Source organism: Micromonospora sp. NPDC005252 (assembly GCF_042872475.1).
Classification (GTDB): Bacteria; Actinomycetota; Actinomycetes; order Mycobacteriales; family Micromonosporaceae; genus Micromonospora.
Genome location: NZ_JBIAKN010000002.1, coordinates 751,049 through 773,685, shown reverse-complemented (window position 1 = coordinate 773,685; position 22,637 = coordinate 751,049). Strand labels below are relative to the sequence as shown.

The 22,637-nt window shown below is 69.5% G+C and carries 13 protein-coding genes and 2 tRNA genes; 14 read left to right on the top strand and 1 reads right to left on the bottom strand.

Features of this window, described 5'->3' with window-relative positions; all coding sequences use genetic code 11:
• Window positions 1-4 precede the first annotated feature (4 nt).
• From ACFYPH_RS09350 to ACFYPH_RS09335, 4 genes are all read left to right on the top strand, one after another.
• Window positions 5-2,860, top strand: coding sequence for a PQQ-dependent sugar dehydrogenase (locus tag ACFYPH_RS09350; RefSeq protein ID WP_387180464.1), 2,856 nt, complete (start codon window positions 5-7; stop codon window positions 2,858-2,860).
• Between the two features lie 60 nt (window positions 2,861-2,920).
• Window positions 2,921-5,035: a ThuA domain-containing protein gene (locus ACFYPH_RS09345; protein WP_387180460.1), complete on the top strand. Its 2,115-nt coding sequence runs from the start codon at window positions 2,921-2,923 to the stop codon at window positions 5,033-5,035.
• Between the two features lie 469 nt (window positions 5,036-5,504).
• Window positions 5,505-6,008: a sensor histidine kinase gene (locus tag ACFYPH_RS09340; RefSeq protein ID WP_387180458.1), complete on the top strand. Its 504-nt coding sequence runs from the start codon at window positions 5,505-5,507 to the stop codon at window positions 6,006-6,008.
• Between the two features lie 213 nt (window positions 6,009-6,221).
• Window positions 6,222-7,229 (top strand): sugar phosphate isomerase/epimerase family protein, encoded by a 1,008-nt coding sequence (locus ACFYPH_RS09335; RefSeq protein ID WP_354854580.1) that lies wholly within the window; start codon window positions 6,222-6,224, stop codon window positions 7,227-7,229.
• A gap of 82 nt (window positions 7,230-7,311) precedes the next feature.
• On the opposite strand, the gene ACFYPH_RS09330 is transcribed toward ACFYPH_RS09335, so the two are convergent.
• Window positions 7,312-7,725, bottom strand: a complete 414-nt coding sequence (locus ACFYPH_RS09330; protein WP_354854578.1) for a hypothetical protein — start codon at window positions 7,723-7,725, stop codon at window positions 7,312-7,314.
• Window positions 7,726-8,018: 293 nt separating this feature from the next.
• Between ACFYPH_RS09330 and ACFYPH_RS09325 the strand changes: the two genes are divergently transcribed.
• From ACFYPH_RS09325 to ACFYPH_RS09280, 10 genes are all read left to right on the top strand, one after another.
• Window positions 8,019-8,091: transfer RNA gene (locus tag ACFYPH_RS09325), tRNA-Asn, on the top strand.
• A 375-nt stretch (window positions 8,092-8,466) separates the two neighbouring features.
• Complete coding sequence (locus ACFYPH_RS09320) at window positions 8,467-10,590, top strand: MMPL family transporter (protein WP_363940424.1); 2,124 nt, start codon at window positions 8,467-8,469, stop codon at window positions 10,588-10,590.
• Window positions 10,580-11,818 carry an FAD-dependent oxidoreductase gene (locus ACFYPH_RS09315; RefSeq protein ID WP_387180453.1) on the top strand — a complete coding sequence of 413 codons (1,239 nt, stop codon included), beginning with the start codon at window positions 10,580-10,582 and terminating at the stop codon, window positions 11,816-11,818. The genes ACFYPH_RS09320 and ACFYPH_RS09315 overlap by 11 nt, the downstream gene beginning before the upstream one ends.
• 54 nt (window positions 11,819-11,872) lie before the next feature.
• A complete protein-coding gene (locus tag ACFYPH_RS09310; protein WP_355135250.1) occupies window positions 11,873-12,820 on the top strand; it encodes a hypothetical protein in 948 nt (315 codons plus the stop codon).
• A complete protein-coding gene (locus ACFYPH_RS09305; RefSeq protein ID WP_387180450.1) occupies window positions 12,817-14,505 on the top strand; it encodes an insulinase family protein in 1,689 nt (562 codons plus the stop codon). Before ACFYPH_RS09310 ends, ACFYPH_RS09305 begins: the two co-directional genes overlap by 4 nt.
• 61 nt (window positions 14,506-14,566) lie before the next feature.
• Window positions 14,567-14,643, top strand: a tRNA-Ile gene (locus tag ACFYPH_RS09300).
• 255 nt (window positions 14,644-14,898) lie between these two features.
• Complete coding sequence (locus tag ACFYPH_RS09295; RefSeq protein WP_355135246.1) at window positions 14,899-15,195, top strand: hypothetical protein; 297 nt, start codon at window positions 14,899-14,901, stop codon at window positions 15,193-15,195.
• A 343-nt stretch (window positions 15,196-15,538) separates the two neighbouring features.
• Window positions 15,539-19,597 (top strand): AAA domain-containing protein, encoded by a 4,059-nt coding sequence (locus ACFYPH_RS09290; RefSeq protein ID WP_387180448.1) that lies wholly within the window; start codon window positions 15,539-15,541, stop codon window positions 19,595-19,597.
• Entirely contained in the window at window positions 19,594-20,430 is an 837-nt protein-coding gene (locus ACFYPH_RS09285; RefSeq protein WP_387180446.1) for a hypothetical protein, read from the top strand. The genes ACFYPH_RS09290 and ACFYPH_RS09285 overlap by 4 nt, the downstream gene beginning before the upstream one ends.
• Before the next feature lie 222 nt (window positions 20,431-20,652).
• Window positions 20,653-22,479: a hypothetical protein gene (locus ACFYPH_RS09280; RefSeq protein WP_387180443.1), complete on the top strand. Its 1,827-nt coding sequence runs from the start codon at window positions 20,653-20,655 to the stop codon at window positions 22,477-22,479.
• Window positions 22,480-22,637: the final 158 nt, after the last annotated feature.

Sequence of the window (22,637 nt, the reverse complement as noted above, 5' to 3'; positions counted from 1 at the left end):
ACAGATGTCCAACAAGGACGCACCCCCTCGTCGATCCCGACGATGGCTCTCCACCGGATCGGCCCTGCTCCTCGTGGCCGCGGCCGGCACGGTCACGCTCGCGGCCAGCCCGACACCGGCCCAGGCGCACACGATCAACGCCACCGACTTCCAGCAGGTCGAACTCGCCCGGGGCGTGTCCGACATGGGTGAGCCGATGTCGTTGGCCGTGCTGCCGGACCGTTCGGTCCTGCACACCGCCCGCAACGGCACGCTGCGCCGCACCGACGCGAACGGCACCACGTCGGTGATCGGCACCCTGTCGGTCTACAACCACGACGAAGAGGGGTTGCAGGGCGTCGGCGTCGACCCGAACTTCGCCAGCAACCGGCAGATCTTCCTCTACTACGCGCCGCCGCTGTCCACCCCCGCCGGCGACGCGCCCGCGACCGGCACCGACTTCTCGGCCTGGCAGGGAGTGAACCGCCTCTCCCGGTTCACCCTCAACGCCGACTTCACGATCAACCAGGCCAGCAAGGTCGACGTGCTCGACGTACCGGCCGACCGCGGTCTGTGCTGCCACGTCGGCGGGGACATCGACTTCGACGCCGCCGGCAACCTCTACCTGTCCACCGGCGACGACACCAACCCCTTCGAGTCCGCCGGCTACTCGCCGCTGGACGAGCGGACCAACCGCAACCCGGCGTACGACGCGCAGCGCAGCGCCGGCAACACCAACGACCTGCGGGGCAAGGTCCTGCGGATCAAGGTGAACGCCAACGGCACGTACTCCATCCCGTCGGGCAACCTGTTCGCCCCCGGCACGGCCAAGACCCGGCCGGAGATCTACGCGATGGGGTTCCGCAACCCGTTCCGGATCAGCGTGGACAAGGCCACCGGCGTCGTCTACGTCGGTGACTACGGGCCGGACGCCGGCAGCACCAGCTCCACCCGCGGGCCGTCGGGCCAGGTCGAGTTCAACCGGGTCGCCGCGCCGGGCAACTTCGGCTGGCCGTACTGCACCGGCACCAACACCACCACCGAGACGTACAACGAGTGGGACTTCGCCACCAACGCCAGCGGAGCGAAGTACAACTGCGCCGGCGGGCCGACCAACAACTCGTTCCGCAACACCGGCCTGACCACCCTGCCGCCGGCCCAGCCGGCCTGGATCCGGTACGCCGGCGACGCCGGCACCCCGACCGAGTTCGGCGGCGGCTCCGAGTCGCCGATGGCCGGCCCGGTCTACCGCTACAACGCCTCGTCGACCTCCACCACGAAGTTCCCGCAGTCGTTCGATGGCCAGTTCTTCGCCACCGAGTTCGGCCGGGGCTGGATCAAGCCCATCCACGTCAACTCCGACGGATCCCGGGGCACCATCGACGCCTTTCCCTGGGTCGGCAAGCAGGTGATGGACTCGGCCTTCGGCCCGGACGGCTCGTACTACGTGCTCGACTACGGCACCGGCTACTTCAACGGTGACGCCAACTCGGCGCTCTACCGCTTCGACTACGTCGGCGGCGGCAACCGGGCGCCCAGCGCCGCGGCGAGCGCGAACAAGACCTCCGGCGCGGCCCCGCTGACCGTGGTGTTCTCCTCGGCCGGCTCGTCCGACCCCGAGGGCGGGGCGTTGACCTACTCGTGGAACTTCGGCGACGGCACCACCTCCACGACGGCGAACCCGACGAAGACGTACAGCACGAACGGCACCTACACCGCCACGCTGACCGTACGGGACCCGCAGGGCGCCACCGGCAGCGCCAGCGTGCAGATCAGCGTCGGCAACACCGCGCCCACGGTGACCATCAACAACCCCGGCAACGGGCAGTTGTTCAGCTTCGGTGACACCGTGCCGTACAGCATCACGGTGACCGACCCGGAGGACGGCACGATCGACTGCACGAAGGTCAAGATGACCTACGTGCTCGGGCACGACCAGCACGGGCACCAGATCACCTCGAAGACCGGCTGCTCCGGCTCGATCACCATCCCGGTCGACGGTGAGCACGACGACGCGGCGAACATCTTCGCCATCTTCGACGCCGAGTACACCGACGCCGGTGGGCTGACCACGCACACCCAGCACACGCTGCCGCCGCGCCACCGCCAGGCCGAGTTCTTCGGCAGCTCGTCCGGGATCAACGTGTTCAGCAAGACCCCGGCCGAGGGCGGCAAGACCGTCGGCGACATCAACGACGGCGACTGGATCGCGTTCCAGCCGTACCGGCTCGGCAACGTCACCTCGTTCACCGCCCGGGTCTCCTCGGCGGGCGCCGGCGGCACCCTCCAGGTGCGGGCCGGCTCGGCCACCGGCACGGTGCTCGGCTCCGCCACGGTCCCGGTGACCGGCGGCTGGGAGACCTTCACCACGGTCACCGGGGCGATCACCAACCCGCCGACCGGCACCACCACGCTCTACCTGACCTTCGCGGGTACGGGCACCGGCGCGCTCTACGACCTGGACGCGTTCACCTTCACCACCGGCTCGGCCCCCGTCGGCGGGACCGGCCCGATCAAGGGCCTGGGCGGCAAGTGCCTCGACGTACGCAACGCCGCCACCGCCGACGGCACGCAGATCCAGATCTATACCTGTAACGCCAGTGCGGCCCAGACCTGGGCGGTCACGCCGAACTCCACAATCAAGTCGTTGGGCAAGTGCCTGGACGTCTCCGGTGCCGGCACCGCCGACGGCACCAAGATCCAGCTCTACACCTGCAACGGCACCGGGGCGCAGAACTGGGCCGGGCAGGCCGACGGCACGCTCCGCAACGTGGCGTCCGGGAAGTGCCTGGACGTCTCCGGAAGCAACTCCGCGGACAGCACCGTGGTGAACCTCTGGACCTGCACCGCCGCCGCGAACCAAAAGTGGACCCTGCCCTGAGCTGAGCGGAGGGGCTCCCGCCACACGGGAGCCCCTCCCCACCGTCGATAGGAGAGCGACATGCGCAGACTCCTGCGAACCGTCCTCGGCGCGACCACCGCCGTCCTCGCCGTCATCGCCTGCACCACCCCGGCCACCCCGGCCAGCGCCGCCGACGCCCCGTACGACGTGCTGGTGTTCTCCAAGACCGCCGGCTTCCGCCACGACGCGATCCCGGTCGGCATCCAGACCATCCGGGACCTGGGCGCCGCGAACAACTTCACCGTGACCGCCACCGAGGACGCCGCCGCGTTCACCACCGCCAACCTCGCCCAGTACGAGGCGGTCGTCTTCCTCAACACCACCGGCGACGTGCTCAACGCCACCCAGCAGACCGCCTTCGAGTCGTACATCGGGTCCGGCCGCGGGTACGTGGGTGTGCACGCCGCCGCCGACACCGAGTACGACTGGCCGTTCTACGGCAACCTGGTCGGCGCGTGGTTCGCCTCGCACCCGGCCATCCAGCAGGCCAACGTCAAGGTGGAGGACCGGGGGAACGCGGCCACGGGGCACCTGCCGCAGACCTGGACCCGCACCGACGAGTGGTACAACTACCGCACCAACGCCCGGTCCACCGCACACGTGCTGGCCACCCTGGACGAATCGTCGTACTCCGGGGGCGGCATGGGCGCCGACCACCCGCACTCCTGGTGCAAGAGCTACAGCGGCGGCCGGTCCTTCTACACCGGCGGCGGGCACACCCAGGCGTCGTACGCCGAGCCGGCGTTCCGGGCCCACCTGCTCGGCGGCATCCGGTACGCGGCCGGTCGGAGCAAGGCCGACTGCCGGCCCGAAACCGGCTACACCCCGCTCTACAACGGCTCCACCACCGGCTGGTCGCAGGCCGGGCCGGGCAACTTCACCAACTCCGACGCCACCCTCACCTCGGTGGGCGGCATGGGCCTGTACTGGTACAGCGCCAAGCAGTTCACCAACTACTCGCTGAAGCTGGACTGGAAGCTGGCCGGCGACGACAACTCGGGCGTGTTCATCGGCTTCCCGCCGTCGAGCGACCCGTGGTCGGCCGTCGACAACGGCTACGAGATCCAAATCGACGCCACCGACGCGGCGGACCGCACCACCGGCTCGGTCTACACCTTCAAGTCCGCGGACCTCGCGGCCCGCGACGCGGCGCTCAACGCGCCGGGGGAGTGGAACACCTACGAGCTGCTGGTCGAGGGCGAGCGGCTGCAGATCTTCCTCAACGGGGTGAAGATCAACGACTTCACCAACACCAATCCGGTACGGTCGCTGGCCGGCCACATCGGCATCCAGAACCACGGCACCGGTGACGACGCCTCGTTCCGCAACATCCGGATCAAGGAGCTGGGCACCACGCCTCCCCCGAGCGGGAACACCACCATCCAGGCCGAGTCGTTCAGCTCGGCCAACGGGGTCTCCGCGTTCACCAAGGCGGGTGCCAACGGTGGTCAGACCGTCGGCTACATCGACCCGGGTGACTGGGCCGCGTACAACGGCGTGGACCTGACCGGCGTCACCTCGTTCACCTCCCGGGTCGTCTCCGGCGGCGCGGGCGGCACCATCCAGGTCCGCACCGGCTCGGCCACCGGTCCGGTGCTCGGCACGGTCACGGTGCCCAACACCGGCAGTTGGACGACGTTCGCCAACGTCACCACGACGCTGTCCAACGTCCCGTCCGGCACCCAGAACCTCTACCTCACGTTTGGCGGTAGCGGCACCGGGCTCTTCGACGTGGACGACTTCACCCTGGTCAAGGGGACCGGCGGCAGCACCGGGGTCGGCCCGGTCAAGGGCCTCGCCGGCAAGTGCCTGGACGTGCGCAGCGGCGCCACTGCCGACGGCACCCAGATCCAGATCTACACCTGCAACGGCAGTACGGCGCAGACCTGGACCGTGACGCCGAACTCGACGATCAAGGCGCTCGGCAAGTGCCTCGACGTGTCCGGCAGCGGCACCGCCGACGGCACCAAGATCCAGCTCTGGACCTGCAACGGCACCGGCGCGCAGAACTGGGCGGCCCAGTCCGACGGCAGCCTGCGCAACACGTCCTCGGGCAAGTGCCTGGACGTCTCCGGCAACAACTCGGCGGACAGCACCATCGTCCACCTCTGGACCTGCAACGGCGCGGCCAACCAGAAGTGGACCCTGCCCTGACCTGCCGAACGCGCCGAGCCCACCGGGCTCACTGAACGCGCAGGCGCCGCCGGTCACGGCCGGCGGCGCCTGCGAGTCACCTGCTCCCGACGCCACCTGCTCCCGACGCCACCTGCTCCCGACGCCACCCGCTCCCGACGCCACCCGCTCCCGACGCCACCCGCTCCCGACGCCACCCGCTCCTGGTGGCAACCGCAGCGTCGGCGAACGCGCTCCGCCTCACCGGGCGCGTCCTTGCCGAGGCCAATGTCACCGAAGAGGGGTATACCTGTGAGTCATATTTATGACTCACAGGTATACCCCTCTCGACAATCCATCGCGGAGCGGCCGGAGCGGCCGGAGCGGCCGGAGCGGCCGGAGCGGCCGGAGCGGCCGGAGCGGCCGGAGCGGCCGGAGCGGCCGGAGCCGCTGGGCGCGTTGCCTGGACGCCGGAGGCCTACTCTCAGCCGGCTGCCGTACCTTGACCAGCATGGGGCGTTTCGCGCGATGGCGCCGAGTGGTGCGGTCGCAGGGAGACCGCCTCCGCGGCGCGCTGCACCGGGCCGAGGAGCCCGACCCGTTGACCGGGCCGGCTCCCAGCCTGAACCGTCTCGACGCGCTGGCAGAGGAGTTCGCCGCAGGCCAGCCCGTGCGTTGGAGCCTCGGCGGGGCACCCCGGCCGCTGCCCGGCGCGGTCGACGTGGCGGCGTACCGGATCATCGAGGAGTCGCTGGCCGACGCGCGTCGACACGCCCCCGGCGCGGCGGTGGCGGTCCGGCTGCGCTACGACGCCGAGGGCGTCACCATCGAGGTACGCGACGACGGCGCCAATGCCGCGACGCCGGCCGGGGAGACCCGGGGCGCCGGGCGGGGGCTGGCCGCGGTGCGCGGGCGCACCGAGCGGGTCGGTGGCACCTTCTCCGCCGGCCCGAATCCCGGCGGCGGGTTCACCGTCCGGGCGGTCCTGCCCGCGCCCGAAGAAGCGGCCGAGTGACGATCCGGGGCTTTCGCGATGGGGCCCAACGGAAATAGGGTGGAGGTGGCGACCGTGACGGTGGCCGGTGACCCGGTGGGAGGCGCAACCCGGCGGGCTCAGGTGCGCTCGGCATCCACCGGTGTTCCGCCTCGGTGCCATGTACCGGTCTGACCGGTCACCCTCGCCCCGGTCCGCACAACGGAATCCCCATCACATCAGGGGAGAAGGACAATGGCGCGACCCATCACGCTCTTCACCGGCCAGTGGGCCGACCTTCCGTTCGAGGAGGTCTGCCGGCTCGCCTCCGAGTGGGGCTACGACGGTCTGGAGATCGCCTGCTGGGGCGACCACTTCGAGGTCGACAAGGCGCTCGCCGACGACTCGTACGTCGACCGCAAGCGGGAGACGCTCGCGAAGCACAACCTCGAGGTCTTCACGATCTCCAACCACCTCGTCGGTCAGGCGGTCTGCGACCATCCGATCGACGAGCGGCACCAGGACATCCTGCCCGCCCGGATCTGGGGCGACGGGGAGCCCGAGGGGGTCCGCCAGCGGGCCGCCGAGGAGATCAAGGACACCGCGCGGGCCGCGGCGAAGCTCGGGGTGAAGACCGTCGTCGGTTTCACCGGGTCGTCGATCTGGCACACCCTGGCGATGTTCCCGCCGGTGCCGCCGTCGATGATCGAGCGCGGCTACCAGGACTTCGCCGATCGGTGGAACCCGATCCTCGACGTGTTCGACGAGGTCGGGGTGCGGTTCGCGCACGAGGTGCACCCCAGCGAGATCGCGTACGACTACTGGACGACCAAGCGGACGCTGGAGGCGATCGGCAACCGGCCCGCGTTCGGGCTGAACTGGGACCCGTCGCACTTCGTCTGGCAGGAGCTGGACCCGGTGAACTTCATCTTCGACTTCGCCGACCGGATCTACCACGTGGACTGCAAGGACGCGAAGGTGCGTACCGGCGATGGCCGGCGCGGCCGGCTCGCCTCGCACCTGCCCTGGGCCGACCTGCGTCGCGGCTGGGACTTCGTCTCCACCGGGCACGGCGACGTGCCCTGGGAGGACTGCTTCCGGGCGTTGAACGCGATCGGCTACACCGGCCCGATCTCCGTCGAGTGGGAGGACGCCGGGATGGATCGCCTGGTCGGCGCCCCGGAGGCGCTGCAGTTCGTCCGCCGGCTCGCCTTCGACGCCCCGAGCGCCGCCTTCGACGCGGCGTTCAGCAGCAAGGACTGACCACAGCTCGGAGCAGATTGCCGTTCGGACAGACCACGGGCCGGTCGCCGTCAGGCGACCGGCCCGTCTACGTGCGGATGGGTCAGAGCGTGCTGCCGTTGGTGCCCGAGCCGGACGGCTTGGTGCGGGGGGTGGTGGCCGACGGCGACCCGGAGGTCGTGCCGACCGTGCTGCTGCCCGTCGAGCCGGAGCCCGCCTTGGCGCCCACCGTGGCGGGCGTGCCGGCGAACGCGTCGTCGGCGGCGGTCAGCTCCTGCTTGCCGGTGCTGCCGTTGCCCAGCTTCTCGCCCAGCTTGGACTGGCCGAGCTTGTCCTTGCCCTCGCTGTAGAGCCGGTTGGCCTGGGCCTGCGCGACCCCGGCCGCCTCCTGGACGGTCGGGTGGTCGAGCACCTTGCGGCCCCGAACCACGAGCTCTTCGTACTTCTCCCGGCCGGCACGGGCGCCCAGGACGAATCCCGCAGCCAGCCCGCCAAGAAACATGATCTTTCCGCGCATGGCGGCTCCTTCCGTACCTGACGCGCCGTCGCCCCCGCCGGGTTGCCCCGTCGGGCGCGACAAATTCGCGCCTGCGTCCTCTGTCCGCAGCTAACTACCCATCCTGCTCCCCGCTCAAGCCTGCTTGTGCCGGGATGGCGATTTGCCCCGATTGCGATCAGGCCGTGGCGCTGACCTGCGAATCTGGATCAAGGCGGCTGCGGGTGCAACCCACTGGACCACCACCGGGGGATGTCCTGTACTCTTGTCCCGTCGCAGGGCACCGGCGAGATCCGGTTCCAGGCGGTGCACGATCCCCTGTAGCTCAATTGGCAGAGCAGCCGGCTGTTAACCGGCAGGTTATTGGTTCGAGTCCAATCGGGGGAGCTTCTCCACCAACGCCCGTCGGCAGCACGCCGACGGGCGTTTCTGCTGTCCCCACGTCCCGCGCCCTCCGCCCCCGGCGGCTCCTCTCGGCGGGCCCGAACCCTGCCCGCGCGATCGTGGCAGCAACTTCGGGGATGTTGCTGCTTCCCGCGTGCCTGAGGCAGCAACATCCCCGTTGTTGTGACGATCTTGGGGGCGCGGGGCGCGGGGCGCGGGGCGCGGGGCGCGGGGCGCGGGGCGTGGGGCGTGGGGCGCGGGGCGCGGGGCGGAATGGGAGGTTTGGGCCGCTTGCGGCTCGCGTGCCCGGCAGGATGGTCGATGTCGACTTAGACTCCCGCTGCGTCGATTGATGCGTCGATTCTTGGGGTGAGCGCAATGTCCGGACGAGGCGGCTTCGGCCGGGCCACACTGGTCGCGGTGGCGGTCGTGCTGGCCTGGCTGGTGATCGGCGGTGTGGCCGGCCCGTACGCCGGGCGTCTCAGCGAGGTCGCCACCAACGACAACGCCGCCTTCCTGCCCACCGACGCCGAGGCGACCCGTGCCCAGGACCTCGCCGGTGGCTTCGTCGACCGGCAGACCGTGCCGGCGCTTGTCGTCTACGAGCGGTCCGCGGGGATCACCGACGCGGACCGGCAGCGGGTGAGCGCCGACGCCGCCCGCTTCGCCCAGGTGCCCGGCGTGGTCAACCCGCTGCCCCCGCCGATTCCCAGCGAGGACGGCCAGGCACTCCAGGTCGTCGTGCCGGTGGACGACGCCGAGGGCGAGGAGATCGGCTCGGTCGTCGAACAGTTGCGCGACATCGCCGGCGGCGACCGGGACGGGCTTACCGTGGACGTCGCCGGCCCGGCCGGCCTGCTCGCCGACCTGATCGAGGTCTTCTCCGCCATCGACGGGCCACTGCTGCTCGTCACGCTCGTGGTGGTGCTGATCATCCTGCTGATCGTCTACCGCAGCCCGGTCCTGTGGATCTTTCCGCTGCTGGCCGCCGGAATGTCGTACGCGCTGGCCTCGGTCTTCGTCTACCTGCTCGCCGACGCCGACATCGTCAAGCTCAACGGCCAGGCACAGGGCATCCTCACCGTGCTGGTCTTCGGCGCCGGCACCGACTACGCGCTGCTGATGATCGCCCGCTACCGCGAGGAGCTGCACCGGCACGACCGACCCTGGGACGCGATGCGCACCGCGTGGAGGGGCGCCGCGCCGGCCATCATCGCGTCCGGCGGCACGGTCATCGTCAGCCTGCTCTGCCTGCTGCTGTCCAGCCTCAACTCGAACCGGGCGCTCGGCCCGGTCGCCGCCATCGGCATCGCCGCCACCCTGCTGGTGATGCTCACCTTCCTGCCGGCGTTGCTGGTGCTGGGCGGCCGGTGGGCGTTCTGGCCCCGACGTCCCCGAGCCGACCAGGCCGACCCGCGGGCCGAGCACGGCATCTGGAGTCGCATCGCCGGGTTCGTGGCCCGGCACGCCCGACCGATCTGGCTGAGCACCGCCGTCGTCCTGGCTCTCCTCACGCTCGGCCTGACCCAGCTCGGCGCCACCACCCTCGGTCAGTCCGACCTGTTCACCCAGCGCACCGACTCGGTGGACGGCCAGGACGTGATCGCCCGGCACTACCCGGCCGGCACCGGCAGCCCGGCAACCATCTTCACCACCGAGCAGAGCGCACGGCAGGTGGCGCAGGTGGCCCAGGGCGTACGCGGCGTCGCCGACGTCCGTCCGCTCTCCAGCGGCCCGCAGACCGGCCCGCCCGAGGAGAACGCCGCCCCGAAGGTCGTCGACGGGCGGGTGCAGTTGGAGGCGACGCTCGCCGACCCGCCCGACAGCGACGGCGCCGAGCAGACCATCCGCGACCTGCGGGTGGCCGTACACCAGGTGCCCGGCGCGGACGCCGTGGTGGGCGGCTTCACCGCGATCAACGTGGACACCTCGGACGCCGCGAAGCGCGACCAGAACGTCATCATCCCGGTGGTGCTGGTGGTCATCGCGGTCATCCTGGCCCTGCTGCTGCGGGCCCTCCTCGCTCCGGTGCTGCTCATCGGCACGGTGCTGCTCAGCTTCGCGGCGACCCTCGGTCTCTGCGCGCTGCTGTTCCGCCACGTCTTCGACTTCCCCGGCGTGGACTCGTCGTTCCCGCTGTTCGCGTTCGTCTTCCTGGTCGCCCTCGGGATCGACTACAACATCTTCCTGATGAGCCGGGTCCGCGAGGAGTCGGTCAAGCGGGGCACCCGCGCCGGTGTGCTCGCCGGCCTCGCCGTCACCGGCGGGGTGATCACCTCCGCCGGCATCGTGCTCGCCGCGACCTTCTCCGCCCTGGCCGTCCTGCCGCTGGTGGTGCTCGTCGAGCTGGGTACCGCCGTCGCGATCGGGGTACTGATCGACACGATCATCGTCCGGTCGCTGCTGGTGCCCGCGCTCGCGTACGACATCGGGCCGAAGATCTGGTGGCCGGGCCGCTTGTCCCGGGCGAACGGCGAGCGGGAGGCGCGCGATGCTGGCTGAGACCGACGTGGTCGTCGTCGGCGGGGGCCTGGCCGGCCTCGCCGCCGCCCGCCGGCTGCACCGCGCCGGCGTGCCCTGGCGGCTGCTGGAGGCCGGCGGCCGGCTCGGCGGCCGGGTCGCCACCGACGTCGTCGACGGCTACCTGATCGACCGCGGTTTCCAGGTGCTCAACACGGCCTACCCGCGGCTCGGCACGCTGCTCGACACCGACCGGCTCAACCTCGGCTATTTCACGTCCGGGGTGCTGGTGCGCCGGGGCGACGACCTGCTACGGCTGGTCAACCCGCTGCGCGAACCGGCCGGCGGGCCGCGTACCGCGCTGGCCGGCGTGGGCTCGCTGCTCGACCGGCTGCGCTTCGCCGCGCTCGCCACCGGCTGCGCCACGCTGCCGGTGTCCCGGCTGCTCTCCGCGCCGGAGACCAGCGCCGAGACGGCGCTGCGCCGCGCCGGTCTCTCCGACGCGATCATCGAGGAGCTGCTGCGGCCGTTCCTGTCCGGCGTGTTCATCGACCGGGAGCTGGCCACCTCCAGCCACGTGCTCGCGATGGTGCTGCGCTCGTTCGCCCGGGGCCGGATCGGTCTGCCCGCCGAGGGGATGGCCGCGCTGCCCCGGGCCATCGCCGACCCGCTCCCCGCCGACCTGCTCGACCGGGACACCCCGGTCGCGCAGGTCGCGCCCGGCCGGGTCCGCACCCAGGCCGGCGACATCCGCTGCCGAGCCGTCGTGGTCGCCGTCGACCCGCCCGCCGCGGCCGCGCTGCTGCCGGCCCTGGCGACGGTACGCATGCACAGCTACACCACGTACTACCACAGCGCGCCCGAGCCGCCGCTCGCCGAGCCGATCCTGCTCGTCGACGGCGACCGGCGGGAGATCGTCGCGAACACGGTGGTGCTCAGCAACGCCGCCAGCACGTACGCGCCCGCCGGACGGCACCTCGTGGCCACGTCGGTGGTGGGTCCGACGGCCCCACCCGAGTCGACCATCCGGGCCGAGTTGACCCGGCTGTACGGTCGATCCACCGCCGACTGGACCCACCTCACCACAGTGGTCGTCCCGGACGCGCTGCCCGCCGCGCCGCCGCCGCAGGGGCGGCTGCGCAAGCCCGTGTCAATGGGGGAGGGGCTGTTCGTGGCCGGTGACCACCGCGACAGTCCATCGATCCAGGGCGCTCTCGCCAGCGGCTGGCGTGCCGCCGGGGCGGTGCTGAAGGAGCTGCGCGCCGGCTGAGCCCGCCTCGAACGAGGGCCCCGCAGCCGTAGTTGATCACCTATGATCGCCGCCATGCCCGCCCCCCTCCCGGCGCCCACCTTCGATGCCGCTGCCGCGTACCCCGAGGTCAACGACCTGCGCAAGGCGCTCGACGCCGCCGACTGGCCCGCCGTCCGGGCCGTGTTCGCCGACCGGGACCCCGCCTTTCACACACTGCTCGTCAGGGAGGCCGGCGACCACGCCGGGTCCGCCGCGTTCCTGCACCGCGTGTACGACGACGACCCCACCGACAGGCTGGCGGGCACCCTGCACGGCACTCACCTCATCTGCGACGGCTGGCGGATCCGCAGCTCCTACCGCGCCCGACACGTCAGCCGGTCGCAGTTCGAACAGTTCCATGAACACCTGCGTCGCGCCGAGCGGGTGCTCATCGACGTCACCGCCCGGTACCCCGACGACGCGGCCGCCTGGACTGAACGGATCATCATCGCCCGGGGTCTGCAACTGGGCCAGAACGAGGCACGCCGCCGCTACGACCGACTCGCCCAGCACCACCCCCACCACGCCCCCGCACAGGCGGCCCTGCTCCAGCAGCTCTGCCCGAAGTGGAGCGGCGACTGGGACCGGGCCTTCGCCTTCGCCCGCGAGTGCGCGCAGGCCGCGCCCGCCGGGGCGCCCAACGCCGTGCTGGTCGCCGAGGCGCACCTGGAACGCTGGCTGGACTTCGACACCGACCGGGAGCGCACCGCGTACGTGCGCAGCACGCCCGTCGTGGACGAGGTGATGCAGGCCGGGCAGCGATCCGTGCTGCACGCGGACTTCGTCGACCGGCCGGGCTGGGTCTGGATCCGCTCGACGTTCGCGCTGATGTTCAGCCTCACCGAACAGTGGCCCGCCGCCGCCAGCCAGTTCACCGCCCTGGGCAACCTGGGCACCGAATACCCCTGGGCCTACGTCGACGACGCCGAGGGCTTCACGAAGTACCGCGCGAAGGCGTACGCGAAGGGTGGCCAGTCATGATCCAGCACCTGGACGTGGACGGGGTGCCCACGCTGCTCGCCCCCACCGGCGGGCCGATGCGCGCCGGACTGACCTTCCGGGTCGGCACCGCCGACGAGACGCTCAGCCGCGCCGGCATCACCCACCTCATCGAGCACCTCGCGCTCGCACCGCTCGGCCTGGCCGACTACCACGTCAACGGCGTGACCGCCCCGGCGTTCACCATGTTCCACACCCAGGGCTCCGAGGCGGACATCGCGGCGTTCATGACCGCCGTCTGCGGGCACCTGTCCGACCTGCCGGTGGCGCGGCTGGACGTGGAGAAGGACATCCTGCGCACCGAGTGGAGCAGCCGGGGCGCCGCCGCGATCGACGACATCCCGCTGTGGCGACACGGCGCGCGGGACTTCGGTCTGAGCAGCTACCCGGAGTGGGGCCTGGGCGCGCTCACCGCGGACCACCTGCGCGAGTGGGCGGCCCGCTCGTTCACCCGGGAGAACGCGGTGCTCTGGATCGCCGGCGACCGGGTGCCCGCCGGGCTACGCCTCGCGCTGCCCAGCGGCGTCCGTCAGCCGGTGCCGGCGGTCTCGTCGGCGCTGCCGCAGACCCCGGCGTACTTCGTCAACGGCGCCCGCGCCGTGGTGCTCGACTCGGTGGTGCGGCGCAGCACCGCCGCGGCCGTCTTCTCCGGCGTGCTGGAGCGGGAGCTGTACCGGTCGCTGCGCCAGGAGTCCGGGCTCTCCTACACCACCACGACGGGGTACGAGCCGCGCGGCGACGGGTACGCCACGCTGCGGGCGCTCGCCGACGCGCTGGCGGAGAAGCAGGACGCCGTGCTCGGCGGCTTCGTCGACGTGCTGGCGAAGCTGCGGGTCGGGCGGATCGAGCAGGCCGACCTGGACGCCACCATCGCCAAGCGGGAGGACGTGCTCGGCACCGCCGAGGTCGACGCCGCGCGACTGCCGGGGTACGCCCTCAACGTGTTGACCGGCGAGCCGAACCTCAGCATCGACGAGCACCGGGCCGAGCTGAAGGCCGTCAGCCTCGCCGACCTGCGCCAGGTGGCCGGTGAGGTGACGTCGTCCGCGCTGCTCATGGTGCCGGGCGGGCTCCGCGCCGACTGGGCCGGCTTCGTCGCGGCGCCCACCCACTCCAGCGACACGGTCGACGGCACCACGTACGCGGCGAAGCAGGGTGCCGGCGCGCTCCGCATCGGCGTGGACGGGGTGACCTACCTGGGCACCGACGGGCCGCTGACCGTCCGGTACGCCGACTGCTCCGCGATGCTCGCCTGGCCCGACGGGGCGCGGCAACTGATCGGCTCGGACGCCATCGTGCTGCAGGTCGAGCCGACGATGTTCAACCTGCACCCGGCGGCGCTTCCGGTCATCGACGCCCAGGTGCCCGCCGACCGGCACATCGCCATGCCGGCCCGCACACCGGACTCCATCCCGCAGCCGTCGGCCGCCGAAAAGCCGGCCGCAACGCCCGCCGACCGCCCCTGGTGGGAGATCGCGGCGATCGTGGTCAGCGGCGTGGCCGTCCTGTTGGCGGGCGCGGTGAGCCTGCTGCTGACGTACGTCATGGTCGCCGCCGGAACCGAGCCGGGCGAGGAATGGCTCTGGGGCGTCGTCGTGGCGGGCTGGCTGCTCACTGTTATCCTCGCGTTGCCCATCGTGCTGCTGTGGCGACGGCGGCGGGGATGAGGCGGGGCCACACCGGTGCTGGCCCGTGATCCACCGAGCGGGATAAGATCCGCGCGGTGTCGGGGCGGTAGCTCAGCGGGTTAGAGCAGTGGACTCATAATCCATCGGCCACGGGTTCGAGTCCCGTCCGCCCCACCAGCACAAACGCTATCGTCGATCTTGCCGTGGTGCTACTCGCGGTGCCAGCGTCTATGCGGTCGCGCCACCGGGACCGTATACCTGGATGAGGACTTCGGCGGCGTCGTTGGTGCCCGCGAACTTCTGTCGTGGCAGTCGCGCTGCTTACCATGCAGCGGCTGTACCTGGGCCTAGTGCGATGAGCCGTTCGGTCGATGCAGCATCTGGACGAGATCAGTCGTTGACCAGCTCGGTGATCACCACCAGGTGCATGTCATGGTGATGAAGGATTGTCGAGCGGCACTATCAGTAGCGGGCCATTCGCCGGATCGCCGGGACCTTCGAGGGCGACGCACAGCGCTCAACGCCGCGCAGCTTGACTTCATCAATCTAGTCATCAACGACCTGACTGCCACCGGTGTGATGGACCCGGGTCGCCTCTACGAGTCTCCGTTCAACGCCATCGCGCCTCACGGGCCCGAAGTGCTGTTCCCATCGGCGGACGTGGGCCGGCTCTGTGTGATCCTCGCCGTCGTCAAGCGGAACGCTATGCCGGCAACCGAGGCGGTCTGATGGCCTGCCACCACCGACGAGTTCCAAGTCGATCACAGAGCGCAGGTGCAGTCGGCCCTGCTGGGCCGAGCTTCTCACGGCAAGACCTGCCGGCGCGAGTTGGCCTCCACTCGGGCAATGCCCACCCTGGCACTGCCAAATCCGGCCTGATTGATAGCCAACACAGCTTGGCGACAACTGGACTGGCGGATGGTTTTTGCTGAGTGAGGTTATTCCGATGGCGTTCTTGTCAGAAATCCGACGCATAGACCGACATGTCATCCGGCCTATCCTGGAGGGCTTTGCCTCGGGCCAACGGCCCGGCGGATCAGCTTTGGCGTACGTCGACCGACTTGGAGACGAGATGCTGTTGACCCAACCGGATGTGCTCCACCTCGTCCAACAGGCCGCCGGCCGGTGGGCAGACCAACTGATCGACTTCGGCCCGCGCAACACGCTGCTCTACTTCAAGGAGCGACAGACCACCACCCTCGATCTCGCCGAGGCGGCTGCTGAGGTGGTCGCCGATCTGATCCGAGGACAGAAGGTTCGCCTACGGACGCTGTTCCCGGACCAAGACCGGCACAACACCGCCTGCAACACTGCCCGCAGTCTCCGCCGGAAGCTGGTCGAGCTGGAGGAGGAGCAGGGCATCCAGGCAGGTTGGGTGAGCCGCGGCCTGCTCTGCATGGTCGGCCAGTACACCCGGGGGTCCGTGCCGATGCAACCGCTGCGGGCGCCGCTGATTCTGCAGCAGCTTGCGCTGGACAGCAGGACGGCGACGGAGAACGACTTCACGCTGGAGCTGTCGGAGTCACCCGAGATCAATCCCGTCCTTCTGTACGCGCTGGAGCGGCAGTACGGCGTGGAGGCGGGTATCAGCGCACTCGGCGAGAAGCTGAGCGCGATGCTGTCCGAGATCGCTGACCCGGACCAGCAGCTCAGTGCCGCCTACGAGCTGATCGCCGAGGCAGTCGCTCCCAGCGGCCTGTCTCTCCGGCTCGAGCCCGCGGTGGTTGCCGGCGTCTTCAGCTTCGACAAGCTCCCCATGGTCGAGGACCTTCGTAACTCGGCCGAGCTGCTCGCATTACATCCGGTGATCGGCGCGATGGCGGGCGACCGCGACGCTCGGCAACAGCTGCGCACTGAGCAAGCTCAGGGGTCCAGCTCCAGTGCCGATCGGATCGATCCGGCCAACGAGTTCCTGGTCCACGACGCGGACTCGTCTCAGCAGTCGGCGATCGACGCGGTGCTGTCCGGCCGGCATGTGGTCATCGAGGGCCCACCCGGCACGGGCAAGAGTCAGACGATCGCGAACATCATCGCGTACATGGCCGCGATGGGTCGCAGCGTGCTGTTCGTCTCCGAGAAGCGGGCTGCCATCGAAGCGGTGATGAACCGCCTTGGCGACGTCGGGCTCGACAACCTGGTGTTCGACCTGCACGACCGCAAGATCAGCAAGCGGCAGGTCGCCCAGCGCATCGCCAATGTCCTCACTCAAGCCGGCGCTGAACCACCCGTCGACACCGGCGAACTGCACCGCCGCCTGCACAGCCGCCGGGCCGCGGCGAAACGGCACCCGGCCGAGCTGCACGAAGTACGGCAGCCCTGGGGGGTGAGCGCGTTTCAGGTCATCGAACAACTCCTCGCGCTTCCGACTCTCGATGTCAGCGGCTACAACCTGCGCGCCTCCGAGCTGCGGAACCTTGACCGGTCAAGGCTTGAGTCCGCGAGGGAGGACCTTCGGACCTTCGTGGATCGTGGCGGGCTGAGGATCTGGCGCGGAGAGTCGCCGTGGGCGAAGGCCGCTATCCACACCCCAGACGATGTCGGCAAGGTGCTGGTGCATCTCGACGAACTCGCGGCCGGTGCCCTGCAGGACGCACAGCGCCAGATCCGGGACTTGGTCGACCGGGCCGGGCTGGATGTGCCAGACGACCTCGCTGCGTGGAAGAGCCTGTTCGACCTGCTCAGCGAGGTCGACCGCACCATCGTCAGCTATGGCGAGCAGGTCTTCGGCCCGGATCTGGACGACTTCCTCTACGCGACAGCACCAGGGCGATCCCGGCCGCGCCGCTCGGAGCCGCTCGGGGTCTTCCGCCGGTTCCAACTGCGCCGCGAGCTGCGGCGGACCTGTCCGGCCGCTCCCCGGAAGCGATCCGAGATGTACCAGGGCCTGGTCGCCGCAGTGGAACAGCGTGAGCGGTGGCGGAAGCTCAGCCGTCAGGACAGCGCACCTACTGCTCTGGCGGGTGCCGACCTATGCCTGTCGTCCTTCATGCAGGTTCGTAACCACCTCGCTGCGGTGGCGGCATGTGCCCGGATCGACGGCCTTGAGCGTGGAACCACGACCACCGCAGCCAACACCCTGGCCGAATTGAACGCCGACCGCGAGACGTTGTTCCTGATGCCCGACCTGAACAAACAGCAGCAGCTGTTCCGGTCGTTGGGGCTGAGCCACATGCTCGATGACCTGGCCCACCGGCAGGTCTCGAGCGACGAGGCAGCCGACACCCTGTTGCGCTCCTGGTTGCAGGTGGTCCTCGACGAGATGCGCATGCGGGTCCCGTACCTCGGTCAGTTCGTCGGTCAGCAGCATGCCACGGTGGTCCAGGACTTCCGCGCTGCGGACAGCCGGCACATCGAGATGGCCGCCCGGCACGTGCGCCGCAACGTGGCAGTGAACCTGAGGAAGGCCCGAGACGCCTATCCCGACCAGAACGGCCTCGTCCGACGGGAGGCGGCCAAGAAGAGCCGCCACCTCTCTCTCCGGAAGCTGCTCAGCAGCGCACCGGAGGTGCTCCTCGCCGCGTTCCCGTGCTGGGCCATGTCACCGCTGGTGGTCAGCCGCATCCTGCCGCCCGAGCGGTCGTTCGACGTGGTGATCTTTGATGAGGCGAGCCAGATCGAGCCGCACGACGCGGTCGCCTCGATCATGCGGGGCACCCAACTCGTCGTGGCCGGCGACCCGAAGCAGCTCCCACCCACGCCGTTCTTCCGGCGCCTCGTTCAGCAGAGCCCGGCTGGCGAAGATGATGATCTCGGCGACGAGAGCCTTGAGGACTACGAGTCCGTTCTTGACGTCCTCGGAGGCCTCATCTCGGACCGGTACCGCTTGACCTGGCATTACCGCAGCCGAGACGAGCGCCTGATTGCGTTCTCGAACGTCGAGATCTATAACCGGTCCCTCGTTACGTTCCCTGGCGTGCAGGTCGACAGCCCGCTGCGCTTGGAGACGGTGGATGGCCGTGTCGCCCCCGGGCAGGGCGGCTCATCAACGGAGGAGGTCAACCGGGCGGTCGAGCTGATTCTCGAGCATGCCGAGCAGCGACCGAACGAGAGCCTCGGCGTCATCACGATGGGGCAGAAGCACGCCCTGCGGATCGAGGCGACTTTGCGCAGCCGGCGCCGAGAGCATGAGCACCTCGACGACTTCTTCTCCCAGGACCGGGTCGCGAGCCAGCGGTTCTTCGTCAAGAGCCTGGAGAACGTCCAGGGCGACGAGCGGGACGCCATCATCCTGAGTATTGGCTACGCCAAGACCAGAGACGGTCGACTTCCGCTGCGCTTCGGACCGCTCAACCAGGAGGGCGGTGAGCGGCGCCTCAACGTCGCGGTCACTCGAGCGCGGAGTCGGATGACCGTCGTGAGCGCCTTCTCGCACCACGACATGGACCCGAACCAGACCGCGGCGACCCGGAACCGCGGACCGGAACTGCTCCGCCGTTACCTCGAGTTCGTCGACCTCGGCGGCGACCTGGGCGCGCGACAGCACACTGGGGTCGAGCTGAATGGCCTCGAACGCAGCGTCCTAAAGTCTCTCCAGCAGCAGGGCATCAACGCCGTGCCGCAGTGGGGCGTCTCCGGCTACCGCATCGACCTGGCCCTCGCCCACCCAGCTCAGCCCGGCCGCATGGTCCTCGCTGTGGAGACCGACGGTCACTCCTATCACCAGGCACACAGCGCCCGTGACCGGGACCGGCTACGCCAGCAGCACCTCGAGCGCCTCGGGTGGGAGTTCCACCGCATCTGGTCGACCGACTGGTACGTGGACCCGGCAGGCCAGACGGCCCGGCTCGTCGCCCGCTGGAAGCAGGCGGTCGACCGCGCCAACCACGCCGCGAGGAGCCACGCCGTACCGCCGGCACGCCGGCCCGCTCAGCAACCGACGCCGCCGGCGACCCGCCGTGGCCCACGCCCCGACGTGCCGATCGGTCTGCGGATCACCGACTACACGCGGGAACAGCTGGTACAGATCTGCACCTGGCTGGTGAGCGACCAACTCCAGCGTGATCGGGATGAGCGCCTCCAAGAGGCCATGAGCGAACTCGGCTTCCGCAAGCGCGGCTCAATCATCCTCCAGCGCCTGACCGAAGCACTCGACATCGCGCAGCAGCGCGCCGACCGGGAGGTGTCCCGATGACTGCCCTCGACCCGCTCACTCTGGAACGCGTCGCCCGTCTGATCTGCGACGTCGATGGTCCCTACGAGCGGACAGGTACGCAGATCGAGCGGTTCCTGCACCGGGTCCGGTGGCCTGGAGATCCGCAGTACGACGGCTCTCCGCGGATCCCCTGGCTGACTGAAGTACTCAATTGCCATGCCGATGACGCCGCCGCACTCGACCGGCTGCTCTGTCGCATCGGTGATCCGCTGGAGTACGACGGCGGCGTCGAGGCCGCCGAACCGATCGCGCAAGAGCTGAACCGCATCCTGGCTCCCGAGCAGTTCACCATCACCTACGTCGGCGGGCGCCCCGTGCTCGGTCAGATCAGCCAGAGCAGTGACGTTCCCCTGTACGGGCCGCCCCCGGACCTCCACGAGCGGGTGCGACGACTCTCCCCCAACAGCAAGGCGGTCGACATCCTCATGGCGCGCGCCGACGAAGCGTCGATCTGCCAGAACAACGGAGCCTACGCACTGGCGATCATCGGCATCGGCAGCTTCGTCGAAGGTCTGCTGCACGTCGTGGTAACTGACCGCGACGAGACCGTGCGAAGGAACGGCCTGGTCGACCGTAACGGCCGACGGGTTCGGGCCGAACGAGCGGGCCTTCACCTGCTCCTTGAGTACGCGCATCGGAAGAAGTGGGTCCAGACCGACGCCAAGGACTTCATGGAGAAGGTCCGGGACTACCGCAATTTCGTCCACCCTCGTCACCAGATCGACTACGGGCTCGTGCCCGACCTGGACACAGTGCGGATGTGCTGGGCTCCTGTGCACGCGCTTCTCAATGACCTGGAATCCGCACCATGATCAACAGTTCATTTCGCTAACCAACAAGCCAACGGATTGACCTCTCCTTGTCCAGATGCCGACCTCGACACCGCCGCTGCTACTCCAGCTCCGAAACAAGACCAGGTGCTGGAGTAGCAGGCGGAGGTCAGCAGGGCCGCATCGAGCGAGTGCGGCGACGCGTTCGGCGGAGCTCTCTCGCCTCTAACCCCTCGGGACGTGCAAATGCTCGGTTTCAGGTCTGTGTTCACGACCCAGCACGAACGGAACCATCTGCAGCCACTGGTACGGGAACAACTCGACCGGTGGATCGCGGGCCCCAAGTGCTGGGATCCGTCTGCGCTTCAGGAGAATCGGTGGGCGACCATCGGCGACAACGTCAGGGCCCTCCTACTGCAGCACGAGGGGCAGGATGGATCGACGTCAACGCGCGTACGGATCGTCGAAACGAAGCCGGACGGGCAGTGGATCATCCAACTGACCGTACACTCGCCCAACGCGAGAGAGCGGGCGGCGTGGGCCTGGATCGACATCGAATCACCCGACCCCGACAGTGAGGACCCACGCGGCCGCCCCCGCCTCGCAGGCACACCCCGCTTTCTCGCACCCATGCTCGAAATCGTCGATGCCTGGGACGGTGCCGCACGCCTTACGACCAGACCAATCGTCATCCGCGGCGACGAAGTCGACGAGGTCCACCGAGCGCTCATGGACACCGAGCGACGAGGTGTCGTCTTCGTCGCCGGCAACGACGACTCGCTGCCGTCAGTCCCATGGACGAACCGGATCGCCAACCTGACCCGGTTCACCATCGGTATGGCCTCGTGCTATGTGCTGGACGGGGAGGCCACACAGTTGCTCAACGACCGGCTCGGCCAGGCCCACGCCGTAGTGCCCGGCCGGCTTCGGACCTTTCGCTCTCAGGTTCAACCGGACTCCGTCGTCGATGGGCTGCGGCACCGGGTCCTGAGCGCCGAACGGATCACCGACGACAGCGAACAGCCCCGCCTCGCGCGGGTCCTCGCCTCCAACGCCCAACTTCAGGCTCTCGAACAGCCGCTACCCGCATCTGTGGCGCGGGTACACCGGATGCTGGAACGCATCGCCGACGACATGTTGGTGCACCGGCTTGGCGACGTCGGTTCGAAGCGGCCATCGCTCGTTCCGTCGCAGCCCCAGGCGTCGGGCGTCGAGACGCGAGAGAGTGATCGCCGACAAGATGACGTCGGCGCGCAGCAAGGCATGTTGCTGGACTACCTGAAGATCAAGGTAGGGGTCGATGACCTGACCGTCGACCGAATCGACGAGATCGTGCGCCTGATCGAGGTCGGTCGGTCATCGCAGGAGGCGCAGAAAGACATCGCATCCCGACTCGCGCAACTCCAGGCCGAACTCGATGAGACACAGAAGGCGTATCACGACGTCAAATGGCAGCTGGATGATGAGCAGATCGAGAATCGGGACGTCGTCGACCGCCTGACCCGGTCCGCGGAGACTGAACGGACGCTGCGCCACCGGCTCGCCTCTATGGGGCAAACAGAAATGGCCTGGACGGCACAGCCATCGGAAGCGGACGTCTCCCGGCCGGCCAGCTTCGGCGAGTTGCTCCGTTGGCTGCCAAGGCTTGAACATGTCGTGTTCACGGGCGATCCTGACTGCGCTGAGGAACTCGACAGCAACGACCCCCTGGGCGCCTGGGCTTCGAAGACCTGGGACGCGTTGTTGGTGCTCCAGGACTATGCAGCGGCGAAGGCAGACGGGCGCTGGGATCGGGACGTGCATGGCTTCCTGGAGAACACTCCGGATGGCTGCCACGAGTGGCCGACGCGACGACACGCCCGTGACGAGAGCGCGGATGTCCGAACCAACCCGGCGTTCTGGAGGAAGCGGGTGCTACCCGTGCCGGTCTCCGTCATTCCGGCGGGCGAGACCTTCATGGGGGCGCATTTCAAGATCGCTCAGTTCGCGATGATCAGCCCCCGCATGCACTATTATGACGATACGGCGCAGAGCGGACGGATCTATGTCGGATACATCGGCCGGCACCTTCCGACCGGGCAGACCAATTGACGCAACAGACGCAATGGACGGGGTCAGCACGGCGCACCGTCCGACCGGCGCGTTCGTCCTCGACCATGGCCGTCGACGCGACGACGAGCATCCCGTCGACGGACAGCGGCAGCACGTAGGCGACCTCTGGACGTTCACCGAACCTCAATCCCGATTGC

Coding starts and splice junctions, on each gene's coding strand:
- ACFYPH_RS09340 (WP_387180458.1), top strand. CDS start 5,505: ATGGGGCGTTTCGCGCGATGGCGCCGAGTGGTGCGGTCGCAGGGAGAC.
- ACFYPH_RS09315 (WP_387180453.1), top strand. CDS start 10,580: ATGCTGGCTGAGACCGACGTGGTCGTCGTCGGCGGGGGCCTGGCCGGC.
- ACFYPH_RS09330 (WP_354854578.1), bottom strand. CDS start 7,725: ATGCGCGGAAAGATCATGTTTCTTGGCGGGCTGGCTGCGGGATTCGTC.
- ACFYPH_RS09320 (WP_363940424.1), top strand. CDS start 8,467: ATGTCCGGACGAGGCGGCTTCGGCCGGGCCACACTGGTCGCGGTGGCG.
- ACFYPH_RS09350 (WP_387180464.1), top strand. CDS start 5: ATGTCCAACAAGGACGCACCCCCTCGTCGATCCCGACGATGGCTCTCC.
- ACFYPH_RS09310 (WP_355135250.1), top strand. CDS start 11,873: ATGCCCGCCCCCCTCCCGGCGCCCACCTTCGATGCCGCTGCCGCGTAC.
- ACFYPH_RS09290 (WP_387180448.1), top strand. CDS start 15,539: ATGCTGTTGACCCAACCGGATGTGCTCCACCTCGTCCAACAGGCCGCC.
- ACFYPH_RS09335 (WP_354854580.1), top strand. CDS start 6,222: ATGGCGCGACCCATCACGCTCTTCACCGGCCAGTGGGCCGACCTTCCG.
- ACFYPH_RS09305 (WP_387180450.1), top strand. CDS start 12,817: ATGATCCAGCACCTGGACGTGGACGGGGTGCCCACGCTGCTCGCCCCC.
- ACFYPH_RS09295 (WP_355135246.1), top strand. CDS start 14,899: ATGGTGATGAAGGATTGTCGAGCGGCACTATCAGTAGCGGGCCATTCG.
- ACFYPH_RS09285 (WP_387180446.1), top strand. CDS start 19,594: ATGACTGCCCTCGACCCGCTCACTCTGGAACGCGTCGCCCGTCTGATC.
- ACFYPH_RS09345 (WP_387180460.1), top strand. CDS start 2,921: ATGCGCAGACTCCTGCGAACCGTCCTCGGCGCGACCACCGCCGTCCTC.